At 46.0% G+C, this 14,449-nt stretch carries 10 protein-coding genes; 9 read left to right on the top strand and 1 reads right to left on the bottom strand.

The genetic code is table 11. The features are described from left to right. Positions 1-275: 275 nt before the first annotated feature. The 9 genes from mnmG to WG89_RS02365 all read left to right on the top strand — a co-directional run bounded on the left by mnmG (position 276) and on the right by WG89_RS02365 (position 13,154). Positions 276-2,150, top strand: coding sequence for a tRNA uridine-5-carboxymethylaminomethyl(34) synthesis enzyme MnmG (mnmG, locus tag WG89_RS02325; RefSeq protein WP_062260771.1), 1,875 nt, complete (start codon positions 276-278; stop codon positions 2,148-2,150). Positions 2,151-2,645: 495 nt separating this feature from the next. Beyond that, entirely contained in the window at positions 2,646-3,308 is a 663-nt protein-coding gene (rsmG, locus tag WG89_RS02330) for a 16S rRNA (guanine(527)-N(7))-methyltransferase RsmG (protein ID WP_153301379.1), read from the top strand. 52 nt (positions 3,309-3,360) lie between these two features. Then, positions 3,361-4,167 (top strand): ParA family protein, encoded by an 807-nt coding sequence (locus tag WG89_RS02335; RefSeq protein ID WP_062260774.1) that lies wholly within the window; start codon positions 3,361-3,363, stop codon positions 4,165-4,167. Next, entirely contained in the window at positions 4,167-5,069 is a 903-nt protein-coding gene (locus tag WG89_RS02340) for a ParB/RepB/Spo0J family partition protein (RefSeq protein ID WP_062260733.1), read from the top strand. Before WG89_RS02335 ends, WG89_RS02340 begins: the two co-directional genes overlap by 1 nt. A 391-nt stretch (positions 5,070-5,460) precedes the next feature. Next, positions 5,461-5,946 carry a hypothetical protein gene (locus tag WG89_RS02345; protein ID WP_062260735.1) on the top strand — a complete coding sequence of 162 codons (486 nt, stop codon included), beginning with the start codon at positions 5,461-5,463 and terminating at the stop codon, positions 5,944-5,946. A gap of 437 nt (positions 5,947-6,383) precedes the next feature. Next, complete coding sequence (locus WG89_RS02350) at positions 6,384-8,357, top strand: bifunctional 2',3'-cyclic-nucleotide 2'-phosphodiesterase/3'-nucleotidase (protein WP_062260737.1); 1,974 nt, start codon at positions 6,384-6,386, stop codon at positions 8,355-8,357. Positions 8,358-8,463: 106 nt separating this feature from the next. Continuing rightward, positions 8,464-9,183 carry a sulfite exporter TauE/SafE family protein gene (locus tag WG89_RS02355; protein WP_062260739.1) on the top strand — a complete coding sequence of 240 codons (720 nt, stop codon included), beginning with the start codon at positions 8,464-8,466 and terminating at the stop codon, positions 9,181-9,183. A 64-nt stretch (positions 9,184-9,247) separates the two neighbouring features. Next, a complete protein-coding gene (locus WG89_RS02360) occupies positions 9,248-11,149 on the top strand; it encodes a DUF3604 domain-containing protein (RefSeq protein WP_062260740.1) in 1,902 nt (633 codons plus the stop codon). 73 nt (positions 11,150-11,222) lie between these two features. Beyond that, positions 11,223-13,154, top strand: a complete 1,932-nt coding sequence (locus WG89_RS02365; protein ID WP_062260742.1) for a hypothetical protein — start codon at positions 11,223-11,225, stop codon at positions 13,152-13,154. 1,076 nt (positions 13,155-14,230) lie between these two features. Here WG89_RS02365 and WG89_RS30120 read toward each other — a convergent pair. Next, positions 14,231-14,386, bottom strand: a complete 156-nt coding sequence (locus WG89_RS30120) for a hypothetical protein (RefSeq protein ID WP_153301380.1) — start codon at positions 14,384-14,386, stop codon at positions 14,231-14,233. Positions 14,387-14,449: the final 63 nt, after the last annotated feature.

Genomic DNA, 14,449 nt, shown 5'->3' on the forward strand with positions numbered 1-14,449 from the left:
GTAAGGGTCTCTAGAAGCTTTAGTGAGGTGACATACAGAACTTCGGGCTTTACGACTGAACCACTGGGCATTACCCCTTTAAGCTATGAGACGATTAGAGTCTTCAACTAATGGAATAGAGAGCCTTCAGCTAACGGAGTAGAGAGAAGTCAGCCTGTAAAACAGACTGAATAACTTCTGAGATGAAAGGATGCATGTTGTGAACAAGAGAGCTGATGTATAATCCGCGCTCTTTTTTAATCCCATGAACAAATACAGGTGATTTACCCTTGGCAGTGGACTTTCCAACCCGTTTTGATGTGATCGTTATTGGTGGTGGCCATGCTGGTACAGAGGCCGCTCTGGCTTCTGCTCGCATGGGCGTTAACACACTTCTGTTGACCCACAACATCGAAACTCTGGGAATGATGTCCTGCAACCCGGCCATTGGCGGGATTGGCAAGAGTCACCTGGTTAAAGAAGTGGATGCTCTTGGCGGTGCTATGGGACTGGCCACTGATTTGGCCGGTATCCAGTTTCGGGTATTGAATGCCCGTAAAGGGCCCGCTGTTAGAGCCACTCGTGCCCAGGCAGATCGTGCACTTTATAAAGAAGCCATCAGAAACATTCTGGAAAACCAGGACAATCTGTGGATATTTCAGCAATCCGCTGATGACCTCATTGTTGAGCAGGGTCAGGTAGCCGGTGTGGTTACCAATATGGGAGTAAGATTCCTTTCAGCCAATGTGGTTCTGACCGCAGGTACTTTTCTCGGTGGTCGTATCCATATTGGTCTGGAGAATCACAGCGGTGGTCGTGCCGGTGATCCCCCATCCATTGCTCTGGCAAACCGTCTCAGAGATCTGGATCTGGCGGTTGAGCGTCTGAAAACAGGCACGCCTGCCCGTATTGATGCCCGCTCAGTGGATTTCTCTGTTCTGGAAGAACAACCTGGCGATACGCCCATTCCGGTGATGTCTTATCTGGGATCGGTCGAGCAGCATCCACGTCAGGTATCCTGCTATATCACTCATACCAACGAACGAACCCATGACATTATTCGTAGTGGTCTGGATCGTTCCCCCATGTTTACCGGGGTTATTGAAGGTATAGGCCCAAGATACTGTCCTTCCATTGAAGACAAGATCACCCGTTTCGCCGACAAGAATTCTCATCAGGTATTTCTTGAACCGGAAGGTTTGAATACCAATGAGCTTTACCCTAATGGCATCTCCACCAGTCTGCCGTTTGATGTTCAGGTGGATCTGGTTCGTTCTATTCGTGGTCTGGAAAATGCCCATATCACTCGTCCGGGTTATGCCATTGAGTACGATTACTTTGATCCAAGAGGTCTGAAGTACTCTCTGGAAACCAAAGCCATTGGCGGATTGTTCTTTGCCGGACAAATCAATGGCACCACAGGTTATGAAGAGGCGGCAGCCCAAGGTTTGCTGGCTGGTTTGAATGCGGGTCTGAGAGCCCAGGGCAAAGAGAGCTGGTGTCCTCGAAGAGATGAAGCCTACATAGGCGTTCTGGTAGACGATCTGATTACCAACGGTACCAGTGAGCCGTACCGTATGTTTACCAGCCGGGCTGAATACCGCCTGATTCTGCGTGAAGATAATGCAGACTTGCGTTTGACTGAAAAAGGTCGCGAGTTAGGTTTGGTAGATGACGTGCGATGGGCTTCGTTCTGTGACAAAAAAGAGCGGATTGAAAAGGAAAATGAACGCCTGCGGACCACTTACATTCATCCGAAGACAGAAGCGTCTGCCAAGATTGACGGGAAGCTTTCCAACCCCATCAGTCGTGAATACAGTCTGCAGGAATTGTTGCGTCGTCCGGAACTGACTTACGACGACATTGCTTCTCTGTCGGGCGAACATGAAGAAAATGCTCAGGTTTGTGAACAGGTTGAGATTGCTACCAAATACGAAGGTTACATCAACCGTCAGACTGAAGAGATTGATCGCCTCCGTCGTTACGAAGGCACAAAGATTCCAGAAGCGATGAACTACAGCGTCATTGAAGGCTTGTCCAATGAACTGAAGCAGAAACTGACCGACAACCGGCCTGACACCTTAGGTCGTGCTTCTCGCATTCAGGGGATGACACCAGCAGCGGTTTCTCTGTTGTTGATCCATCTGAAAAAGCGATCAATGATCGCCTGATACAGACCCAAAACAGGCTTCACTCTTTGCTCTGGAAAGTGAAGCCTCATTTCCTTCTTCGATGAGATCTCTTTTTTAACGAGGAGTCTCTCAAAGACTGTCTTTTTGTTTTCAGAATAATGCGATCGTGGAGTCGTCCCTTTCTCAAGCTAAGGGTTTTTTTATGCCGTGAAGTGCTGGCTGGTTTTACAGGTATAAGAAGAGAATGAGAGAAGTCGGTGATGAGCTGCGTTTGTTCTCTGATGCTAAGACCATGCTCAGTGGTGCGATCACAGAAAAGATGAATGCCTGACTTTAGCGAGCTGGCAATAGCCTGAGAAAGTCGTTTGATTATTTTTTTCATAATTATATTGATACTGTTTTTCGATCAAGCTGGCTATGAAAATCACCTCTCGGGCTCAAAGTTCTGAATTCGACTGAATCCGCTATTTGCAATACACTATCCAGCAAGCCGTATGGCTATTAATCCATGTACCCTATCCGGACTGTTTCTTGATGTCATTTCTGTCCTTACGTGAACGCATCTGCAAAGGCGCAGCTGCGCAATCCCTGTCATTGACGGACAGCCCTGAGCTTACAGAAAGCCAGGCAGACTTGCTGACGCGTTACTTGGAGCTGCTTGCCAAGTGGAATAAAGCCTATAATCTGACAGCAGTTCGTGATCCGGTTGAAATGGTGTCCCGACATATACTCGACAGTTTGAGTATTGCGCCATTCATGGAAGGGGAACGTTTGATGGACGTAGGATCAGGTCCTGGTTTGCCGGGTATTCCCATGGCTATCCTGAATCCGGAAAAACAGTTCACAGTTCTGGACAGCAACGGCAAGAAAACCCGTTTCATGACTCAAGCCAAGACCGAGCTGGGCCTTGAGAATGTAACAGTGGCGAATTGCCGGGTAGAATCCTTTGAGGTTGAACAGCCTTTTGACGTTATTATGTCCAGAGCATTCAGTTCTCTGATCGATATGATCAATGGTACCCGTCATCTGATCAAGGCGGATGGTAAGTTTCTGGCTATGAAGGGAATATTTCCTGAACAGGAGCTGGCTGATCTGAAACAGGAAAGACCGGAAATATCCCTGTTAGAAAGTCATGCCCTGGATGTCCCGGGTTGTGAAGCTCAGAGGCATCTGGTTATTCTGAAGGCAGACGTGTAATTTAAACAGACAGCTTTTAACAAACACAACGATGATACGGTAGCAATTGGCAGTGGGAAAAATTCTTGCGGTAACGAACCAAAAAGGTGGGGTAGGGAAGACCACTTCCTGCATCAACCTGTCCGCCTCCCTGGTAGCCACCAAACGAAAGGTGCTGCTGGTCGATATGGATCCCCAGGGGAATGCCACCACAGGCAGTGGCATCAACAAACATGATCTGGAGTATTCTTCGTATCATGTTCTGACCGGGCGATGCTCGATTGATGACGCTATCCAGAGTTCGGAAGAAGCCGGTTATGATGTAGTTCCCACCAATGCTGACCTGACTGCGGCTGAAGTAGAGCTTATGTCGATGGATGCCAAGGAAACGAGGCTGAGAGATGCCCTGACTTCCGTTGCTGATCGTTATGACTTTATTCTGATTGATTGCCCGCCGTCGCTTAATATGCTGACCTTGAATGCTCTGGCGGCCGCTGAAGGGGTGATCATTCCCATGCAGTGCGAATATTATGCACTGGAAGGGTTAACCGCTTTAATGGAAACCATTACCGGCATTCGGCAGACCATCAACCCCAGGTTGCACATTGAAGGCCTGCTGAGAACCATGTATGACCCGCGCATTGGCTTGACTAACGAAGTATCAAGGCAGCTGATCGGGCATTTTGGTGAGCAGGTATACCGTACCGTGATTCCACGAAATGTGCGCCTTGCTGAAGCCCCCAGTCATGGCAAGCCGGTGTTGGCATACGACAGAACATCCAGAGGGGCCGTAGCTTATTTAGCTCTGGCGGGAGAATTGGTTCGCAGACACGAAAAAAGTGTCAAAGAGCTCAAGACTGAAAGGAAGACAGGGACCTAATGGCTAAAAAACGTCTTGGCACCAATTTAAGTGCGCTAATGGGAGGCGCGAACCTCTCCTCGTCCGTGTCTGATGAATTGACCGTTCCCACTGATGCTTCTGAAAGTGAAACTCCTCAGGATAAAGAACTGAAGGAGATTCCAGTTGAGTTTGTCGTTCGAGGCAAATACCAGCCACGCAGGGATATGCATCCGGATGCGCTGGAAGAGCTGGCCGAAAGCATCAAAGCTCAAGGCATCATGCAACCCATTGTGGTGCGTCCGGTCTCACAGAATCGCTATGAAATTATTGCCGGTGAACGTCGTTGGCGTGCTGCCCAGATAGCAGGTCTGGCGGAAGTCCCAGCGCTGGTGAGAGATGTTCCCGACGAAGCGGCTATTGCCATGGCCCTGATCGAAAACATCCAGCGTGAAGATCTTAACCCTATTGAAGAAGCTATTGCCCTGTCACGTCTTCAGAAAGAGTTTGAGCTGACCCAGCAGGAGGTGGCAGAAGCGGTAGGTAAATCAAGAACAGCGGTAGCCAATACTCTGCGTCTGATGTCCCTGAGCGCAGATGTAAAGAAAATGCTGGAATACGGCGATCTGGAAATGGGTCATGCCCGTGCACTGTTGCCATTATCCGATATGGAGCAGCTGGAAGCGGCCAGAACCGTCGTTGCCAAAGGACTTTCTGTACGACAAACAGAAGCGCTTGTTCGTCGTATGATTCAGGAAAAAGAACAGGGCAAGAAAAAGACCCAGAAGAAGATAGATCCTGATATCAAACGTCTGGAAGAAGATCTGTCTGATCGTGTTGGCGCAAAAGTAGCCATTACACATAACGCTAAAGGCAAGGGAAAACTGGTTATTTCCTATAACAGCCTGGATGAACTGGATGGCGTTCTGGCACACATTCAATAGTCTTTTCTGACTGGCTACCCTGACGTATAAAAGCTGCTGGGTAGCTAGCTCAAACTGAATTCCATAATCATTATCAGACTCGACACTGATATCGTTCGTCATAATCTGTGCTTATAGAAAAGATGATGGCTATTTAATGAATAGATGGATTCCTTATTAACCTAACGGGTAAAACCATGCCCATTATGTTGCATAAATATTTAATTATTCCTTCATTATCCGGTCGAATAAAATGTATACAAATATGAAAAACGGATAGTCATTTCAGTAATGAGTTACTTATTTAAAAATAACTCTTCTATTTTGTTGGTTTTATGGCGTATGCTGGTAAACGGCCTTGAATAATAATCCATAATAAAGAGATCTGGGAACACTAGGCAGGGGCAAAAAGATGGACTTCAGGCGATTCTTTTGCAGTAAGATTCAGAGCCATGCACAAAATCACAGTCGTTTAGCGAATCTGCTCTTTGAGGGCAGTCCACAGCGAGCAAGAGTTTTCTCTCATATTGTTACAGCAGACTATGTTTTTTATCAGACTTTGTTTAATGAAGATCCTGATAAATTATTAAGCTGGTTTGTAAAGCCTAAATGTTTGAACGATGCCATTCAGGCACTTGGTTTGATAGCTAACTTCTATAAACCTCAAACAGCATTTTTCAGAGTGGAAGATACCGTCTTGAATCTGGTTAGATCCTGTCTGTCAGGTATTGATCACTCTTATAATATTGATATTGAAAGTGCTTCAAAGGCGGTTGCCCTGCACTTGTTGAAAATCAATAAAGGGCTCACTCTTTTTAACGATCAGGAATCTCTGGAAAAAGAGCTGAACATCATGCTGAAGAACCAGCAGCTGGAGTGGTTAGCGCTCACCCGCTAATCATTCTTTCATGTCGTCATGAGAAAACAGTACATCGACTTCGGAAGATGTAGGTGGAGACCATCTGTTTTTTCACTCAGGCCTTGAATCCTTTTCAACAGGATTCTGAAATCATTATTCATTAACCGGGGCGCGATGAAGAGTCGTCTCCCGGCTTCAAGGATAACTGGCTGTTTTCCTGAAGCCCTTGTATATCACTTCTCCCTGATTGCAGTATGTGCTGCAATTTTCGTTAAAAAGCTTCCTTTTGTAGAGATCTCGACGAAGAGTCTTGGTCTGATTTCGTTTCGGTTGTGCATTTTTGTTTGAAAAAGGGGGAATACCGAAGAATCATGTTCCCTGATTGTGAAAATAATTGCGAAAGACCCTGATATTAAGGGGGACTGAACGAATATAAACTTCAGCACCAGATATCATCCACAGCATCAGGATCTTCAATGCGTTTCAACCGAACGACTCTTTCCGCAGCTGTTTTTGCTGGTCTGGCCACACTGAGCGGCCTTTCTCAGGCTGTCACCATTGAGCTGAGAGTACTCGAAACCACTGATATTCATACCAATATCATGGATTTCGATTACTACAAGGGACAACCAACGAACCAGTTTGGTTATGCCCGTGTTGCTACTTTGATTCGTGAAGCTCGTTCTGTAGTTGAAAACAGCGTTCTGGTTGATAATGGCGACCTGATCCAGGGCTCACCGATGGGTGATTACATGGCCGATAAAGGGCTGGAGAAAGGTGATGTCCATCCAGTCTATAAAGCCATGAACCTGATGGATTATGATGTCGGCAACATTGGTAACCACGAATTCAACTACGGTCTGGATTTCCTGGACAAGGCAACCAGTGGTGCCAACTTCCCTTATATCAGTGCTAACGTCTATAACGCTAAAACGGGCAAGCACCTCTTCAAGCCTTACCTTATTAAAGAACAAACTTTCACGGATACCGAAGGCAAAGAGCAGACGGTAAAAGTGGGTTACATCGGATTCGTGCCTCCGCAGATCATGCAGTGGGACAAGAAGAATCTGGAAGGCAAGGTCATTGCCAAAGACATTACTGAAACCGCCAAGCAGCTCGTGCCCCAGATGAAGAAAGAGGGCGCCGAGGTCATCATAGCCATTCCTCACTCTGGTGTGAGCCAGGAGCCATACAAGGCTATGGCTGAAAACTCCGTTTATTACCTGACACAGGTAGAAGGCATTGATGCCATCATGTTTGGCCATTCCCATGCGGTATTCCCAAGTGAGACCTTTGCCAGCCTGAAAGGTGTTGATCTGGAAAAAGGCACCATCAATGGTGTGCCGTCCGTAATGCCTGGTCGTTGGGGTGATCACTTAGGTGTTGTTGATCTGGTTTTGGATGACAGTAATGGTCAGTGGGAAGTGGTTGAAGGTAAGGCCATTAGCCGTCCTATTTTTGATCGAGCTCAGAACAAGTCTCTGGCTAAGTCCGATGAAGCGGTGCTCAAAGCTGTTAAAGCTGAACACAAAGGGACCACAAACTTTGTTAATCAGCCCATCGGTAAAGCATCGGACAGTATGTACAGCTTCCTGTCCCTGGTTCAGGATGATCCTACTGTTCAGATCGTGAACGATGCCCAGATCGCTTATGTTGAACGTTTTATTCAAGGCGATCCTGACCTGGACGGTATCCCGGTTATTTCTGCCGCTGCTCCTTTCAAAGCTGGCGGTCGTAAAGATGATCCAAACGGCTACACCGAAGTGGAAGCAGGCACACTGACTTTCAGTAATGCTGCAGATCTCTATCTCTACCCTAATACCCTGGTAGCCCTGAAGATTACCGGTAAAGACCTGAAAGAATACCTGGAAATGTCCGCCGGTCAGTTCAATCAGATTGATCCAGCCAGCACAGAACCACAACATCTGATTAACTGGAATAGCTTCCGTACTTACAACTTTGATGTTGTAGAAGGTGTTGAATACCAGATCGATATTACTCAACCTGCTCGATACAGTGGCGATGGCCAACTGATCAATGCTGACGCGCGTCGTATTACTGAGCTGACCCTGAACGGTAAGCCGGTAAAAGATGATCAGCCATTTATTCTGGCAACCAACAACTACCGAGCCTTTGGTGGGGGTAACTTTGCCGGGACGGGTGAGAAGCATATTGCCTTCGCTTCCCCTGATGAAAACCGTCAGGTAGTGGCAGATTACATCAGCAGAACCACCAAAGAAGAAGGCCAGGTTATCCCTAGTGCTACCAATAACTGGAGCATTGCGCCGATCGACAGCGAAGTGGATCTGAATGTTGTGGTGGAAACTTCTCCAAGCAAAAAAGCAGAAGCCTTCGTTGAGAAGAACTCTGTTTATAAAATGGAGAAGACAGCTACGGATAAAGCAGGATTTGCTCTGTATCAGATCGATCTGTCTGAAAAGCGTGGTTAATAGCAGAGTCGTTGCCTGAATGTAACGTCTTAGCTGTGATATAAAAGAAGAGGATAACGTCATGTTGTCCTCTTTTTTTGCTTATCGCTATCTATAGAGAAGTTGTATGGAATTCACTCATCTCCTGTTGGTCGTGGCTGCTTTTTTAACCTCTGCAGCTACGGCAGTCCTTGGTGCTGGAGGTGGGGTTTTACTGATTACCCTGATGCCAGGGTTGATTCCAGCGGCTGCCATTGTGCCGGTTCATGGTGTTGTGCAGTTTTTCAGCAACATCAGTCGAGCTTTGTTCGACTGGCGAAATGTTCGCTGGGATATGTGGTGGCGTTATCTCCCAGGTGCCTTTATTGGGGCTTTGATCGGTTCTCAAATTGTCTTGTCGATCAACAGTCACTACATCCCTATGATGCTGGGCATCATGATTCTTCTGATGACCTGGTTGCCCGTTCTCCCGACACAGAAACTGCCTTTCCGATTTTTATCTTTTGGTATTGTCCATTCATTTATGGCCACCCTGGCCGGAGCAACAGGCCCTATGGCAGGGGCTTTTTTTTCAAGAGAAGGTCTGAAACGTGATGCTCTGGTGACAACGGTGGGTATGTGCATGGGGACAGCTCATGCTTTAAAAACAGTGGCATTTGGTGTGCTGGGATTTAATCTTTTACCTTACTGGCAGCTAATGCTTTGGATGACCATCAGTGTCATTTTAGGCTCCTGGGCTGGTACCTGGATAAGAAAGTTCCTGCCAGAGTTTTCCTTCCATTCCGTTTTTCGTTGGGTGATTACAGTTTTGGCCTTCAGGTTGATCTGGATTTCATTAAGCGGTTGATTATTGCATGCGACTTAAATAGTTGGTCTACTGACCACTCATAAGAACAATAAGAATAAAACTTATGTCGTATAAGTCCTTGCGAACCCTGGTCGTTATGATTTTTTCTTCACTCATAACTGATTTAAGTGTGGCGGATTCGGTGACCAACTCTGCCACTTGTGAAGACTATAACCCCCACCGAACAGCCTTTTTTGGCGATACCCACATACATTCCCGTTACTCTCTGGATGCCAGTACCCAGGATACGAGGACAACACCTGAACAAGCTTATGAGTTTGCCCGAGGGAAAAAACTGGGTATTCAGCCCTGGAATAGTAAGGGCGAAGCTCAAAGGTTTTTGCAGCTGAGCAGACCTCTCGATTTTGCCATGGTGAGTGACCATGCTGAACTGCTGGGAGAAGTGAGCATCTGCAACAATCCTGAGAGTGAGCTCTATTCCTCCTGGCAATGCGTGATGTTGAGGGATTTTCCCCGTGGTGGTTATTTTCTTTTCAATCTGGTGGGAATGTCAGAAGGTAAGCGATTGGGTTTTTGTGGTGAGAGTGGTGAGTTCTGTCGGCAGGCAGCTATCGGTCCCTGGAAGAAAATTCAGGCGGCGGCAGAAAGCGCTTATGATCGTTGTCAATTCACTTCATTTATTGGTTACGAATGGACTGGGGCACCAGACAGTCAGAACATCCACCGAAATGTGATTTTCAAAAACAATCAGGTTCCAGAATTACCAGTAAGTTATATCGATGGGCCCTCTGCAGAGCAACTTTTTCAGTCACTGGAAAAAGAGTGTCGAGAGGGAAAAAAGGGTTGTGATGCTTTGGCGATTCCCCATAACTCCAATCTGAGTAATGGCTTGATGTTCCCGACATTGAAAAAAGACGGAACACCTATTACTGCTGAAGAAGCAAAGTTAAGGGCATCTTATGAAAAACTGGTGGAAGTCATGCAGCATAAAGGCAGTTCAGAGTGCTATTTCAATCAAGCTGCGCCTTTGAACAATGCTGATGAGCTCTGTGGTTTTGAGCAGTTACCCTATAACCAGTTTTCTGGCAGAACCTTTAGCTTCATGAAGGAAGCACCAAAACCCAGCGGTGGTTTTATACGACAGGTGCTAAGAGAAGGGCTGCAACAGGAAAAGAAACTGGGAGAAAACCCTTTTAAGTTCGGCATGATTGCCAGTACTGACACTCATCTGGGCGCACCGGGTGAAGTGGATGAGAAAAATTTTAAAGGGCATGGCGGTGCAGGAAGCCCTAACAAAGATAAAGTGAAACCCGGATTGCCGGATGCGCTGGAATATAACCCTGGAGGGCTAGCTGTTCTCTGGGCTGAAGAGAATACCCGGGAATCATTATTCTCAGCTATGAAGCGAAGAGAGGCCTACGGAACCAGTGGACCCAGAATTTCTTTACGCTTCTTTGGTGGTTATGAGTATCCAGACAACCTTTGTCAAAGCCATGACTTTGTAAAAGAGGGATATGCTAAAGGTGTTCCCATGGGAGGTGACCTTTCCGGAGGCGATAAACCCCTTACTTTCTCGATTTCTACCCTAAAGGATGCAGGCACCCAGGCAAATCCCGGTACTTCTTTGCAGCGTGTTCAGGTTATAAAAGGCTGGATTGATGAAAAGGGAGAGAGCCGGGAAAAAGTCTTCGATGTAGCGGGCAATCCTGACAATGGGGCTACGGTGGATCTGGCTACTTGTGAAAGAAAAGGAGAAGGCTTCGCCAGTCTCTGTACAGTCTGGAAAGATCCGGAATTTGATCCCGGGCAGAGTGCTTTTTATTACACGAGAGTTGTCGAGAATCCCAGTTGCCGATGGAGCCAGTACATCTGTAATGCCAATAAAGTGGATTGCAGCAAGCCGGAAACCATTGGTGAGGGTTTGGAAGGATGCTGTTCACCTGAACATCAACCGGTTATTCAGGAAAGAGCCTGGTCTTCTCCAATCTGGTACATTCCTTCTTAGGATCAGTATAAAAATATACTCATATTTCTGATCTATAGTGATAGAGTTCTTATATGAATGGAGCTCTATCATTATGTTTTCTGTGAAGTCTCGATTCTCTGCTCTCTTCGTTGCCTTTTTCTTCTATTGGTTATCTTTCAATACTACCGCTGCGGTAGTGGCAAGATCTTCTACACCCTATAGCTACGACAACGGTCAAGTATATGGCCCCTGGCAGGGAGGGAAAGATCTGGGAGGGGTTTCCTTTTCATTGTCGGAGCCTGTCACTGAACAAGCCCGTTCTTCATTTTTAACCGGTTTGAAGCTGCTTCATGCTTTTGAATACCCCGAAGCCAGAGCCGCCTTCAGGAATGCTCAAGATCTCCAGAAAAGGCATGACGACCAGGATTTTGTCATGGCTATCTGGGGTGAACTTATGTGTAACTACCAGATTCTGTGGTTTACCCGTGACTTTGATGCTGGTGACAGTACTTTGACCCGATTGCAGGAAGCGAAAAGGGATTCATCTGCAACATTCAGCCTCTCAGAGCAGGTTCTCATCACCGCAGCGGGCAAACTGTTTGGCAATGAGACTAATAGCCGTAATAAGCAACCCTTTGAAGCAGGCTCAAATGTTCAGTTGTTTTATCAGTATCTGGATCAGCAGGTCACAGATAGCGATCAACTGGAATCAGAAGTCCTGGTCTTCAGGAGTCTGGCTCATCTGGCCACTCGCCAGAGTGTTCTGGATTACCCGCTAGAAACCGAGGTGATCAATGAAATGAGCACTTTGATGCAGAGAGTTGAACTGCAAAATCATCCCGGCTTGCACCATTACCTGACTCACGCGTCTGAAAGTCCAAAACTGGCAAAGGGAATGCCTGCCTCTCAGCAATCAGCCTTCTGGCTGCAGTCACTGAGCATATCTCCAGAAAATACCAGCTCTGTTCATTTAACTCATATGCCGACTCATTATTACTTTGCCAGAGGAGACTGGGTGAACACCTACTCCATCAACAGTGTTGCCTGGAGTAAGGCTTTGCAGCGGGCGGCTGATCTGAACTTAAGTGATTCATCTTTAGCTTTTCATGAACATCTGTGGCGGGTTTACGCTCTTCTTCAAGCCGGACTCTATGAAGATGCCTGGAGTGATGCCAGTGATCTTTATCAGAGAATTACCAGTCTTCAGGCCAAGTCGGGTACAACGGATGCAGATACCAGAGTTATGCGAACTTATTACGCTTTTGAACAGGCTTACCTGAAACTTGAGCTACCCGATAATAACGCCCACTTGACTGATCTTGATCAGCAGGCCTTGGAAGACAATCTGATATCGGGGTGGGGTAAAACCGCTTACTATTTTATGAAGAGTTGGAATGCTCTGCAGCAGCAAGAGTATTCGGGCGCTGAAAGCTTTCGGAATCAGCTGCAAGCACTGCTCACTGATAGCAGCATTGATCTTTCCCCTATGAACAATGACGCCATCCCGGTCATGGTGGAACAACTGAAAGCAGAAGAGTTGAGACAAAAGCAGAATCTGAGTGGTGCACTCCAGACCGCTCTGGCAGTGGAATCCCAATATGTGAACATGCACTGGGATCATGGTGTTCCGCTGGTGGTGAAGCCCCTGCTTGAATACATCGGTGAGCTTTATATGGAAATGGCCAGGTCAGGGATAGCTTATCAGCCAGCATTGCAGGGAGGAGCAGGATCGACTCCAGTCGTCATTGTTCCTTCTCAGGAGATGGCCAGTGCGGTGACATATTTTCAGAAGGAGCTGGATGAGTTCTTTCCCAGAAGAAGAAAATCATTGGAAGGTTTAAAAGAAGCAGCCAATGTGGCAAATAATCAAGCGGCTTATCAGCGGGCCCAATCCCAATTAGACACCTTGAATCAGACGTTGATTGCATACCCTCAGCCATCACCTTCGGCAACGCCTACGCCTGACAGTGCTTCTATGACATCAGGAATCAGTGTTTTAGTGATGACGCTTAGTTTTATTGCCTTGTTGAATAGCTTTATTTAATTCCAAGTATAAGAAAAGTTTGGGATGCTTAGGTGATGGGAATAGAAATAGCAGATAAAAAAACGGCTGCCTGGGGCAGCCTAATACCTTGTCGCACACTGGTCAGCTTAGAAAAAGCTATCAGATTTTGTCTTGATGATGATGGAAGTAAAAACAAAATATGATAATTTTTTCTTTGCATGTGCTATGAATTTTAAAAATATTTCAGTTCTTTTTAGATGTTAAATAAACAGGTTTTAAAGTGATCTTAACTAAAATTAATTCCTGGTTTTTTTGCAGTTGTTAATCTTTCTTTGTCGGATTAGAAAGCAACAACCTGACGTTTGTTATTACTGGTCTGGTCTGATGATGGTTAGTTCATTATAAGGAGAGGAATAGCTCACTGGATAATCAATAAAACTAGATACACCGATAAATTAATTTTATAGGTCGACTGCATTAATAAAAGAGACCTTAGGTGGAATCAGAGGTTATGCAGGTAAATAGAAGGAGGAGGGTGACATTAAACCCAGATGATTGGTAATGCCTAATCATACTATAAGCCGTTCTGAGCTTTTTGTTCTTAAATTTCAAACAAAAAAAGGGCTACTATATAAGTAGCCTAATACCTTGTCGCACACTGGTTAGCTTGGAAAAAGCTATCGGATTTTGTCCTTTATAGGGGGAAGAGAGAGGACAAAACTCGGTAACTTTTTCTGGCAGTATTACTTTAGATGCTTGTCCGCTTCGCGAAAAAAAGCACCTAAACTATCAAGTGTTGATGTATGCTTTCTCTTTTGTTTGCAATCCATGATCTTTTCAAGAACCGAGGTTTGCTTTTTAAGGTCTACCCAATGTCTGACGGCTGGATCAGTATACTCGCTGTGCATAGTGATGTTCCTGGATTATCTAGGTAACTATTTGAACCTCTCTGTACGGATTTGAAAGGCTCTTATAGTCGTTTGTTTCACTGGTCTGGTGATGGTGAGCTCATTATAAGAAGCGAATTTGCTCCCTGAATAATCAATAAATCTACAGACACTTATAAGCGAGAGTTATGGGCTGTTTAAAATAGGCTAATCCAGGGGAATACTGTTTTACTTTAAAACCTTGTCGGCTTCTTTGCAGAAAGTCTCAAGACTGTCGAGGGATGAGGTGCTCTTCTTTATAATGTGCTTATAGCGAAGTACTTCTTTAAAGGCGGGTGTCATTTTTTTCAGTTCCACCCAGCTCTTGATGCTTTGCTCGCTCATACGGACTCCTAAATCGTTTGCGCTTAAACAAGATGGGCGAAGTATGAGTAGTTATCTTATTAA

Source organism: Endozoicomonas arenosclerae, from assembly GCF_001562015.1.
GTDB lineage: Bacteria > Pseudomonadota > Gammaproteobacteria > Pseudomonadales > Endozoicomonadaceae > Endozoicomonas_A > Endozoicomonas_A arenosclerae.

Bases quoted from the DNA above. Each gene is read 5' to 3' on its own strand.
- rsmG (WP_153301379.1), top strand. From the start codon at position 2,646: ATGTCATTTCTGTCCTTACGTGAACGCATCTGCAAAGGCGCAGCTGCG.
- WG89_RS02340 (WP_062260733.1), top strand. From the start codon at position 4,167: ATGGCTAAAAAACGTCTTGGCACCAATTTAAGTGCGCTAATGGGAGGC.
- WG89_RS02345 (WP_062260735.1), top strand. From the start codon at position 5,461: ATGGACTTCAGGCGATTCTTTTGCAGTAAGATTCAGAGCCATGCACAA.
- WG89_RS02350 (WP_062260737.1), top strand. From the start codon at position 6,384: ATGCGTTTCAACCGAACGACTCTTTCCGCAGCTGTTTTTGCTGGTCTG.
- WG89_RS02355 (WP_062260739.1), top strand. From the start codon at position 8,464: ATGGAATTCACTCATCTCCTGTTGGTCGTGGCTGCTTTTTTAACCTCT.
- WG89_RS02360 (WP_062260740.1), top strand. From the start codon at position 9,248: ATGTCGTATAAGTCCTTGCGAACCCTGGTCGTTATGATTTTTTCTTCA.
- WG89_RS02365 (WP_062260742.1), top strand. From the start codon at position 11,223: ATGTTTTCTGTGAAGTCTCGATTCTCTGCTCTCTTCGTTGCCTTTTTC.
- WG89_RS30120 (WP_153301380.1), bottom strand. From the start codon at position 14,386: ATGAGCGAGCAAAGCATCAAGAGCTGGGTGGAACTGAAAAAAATGACA.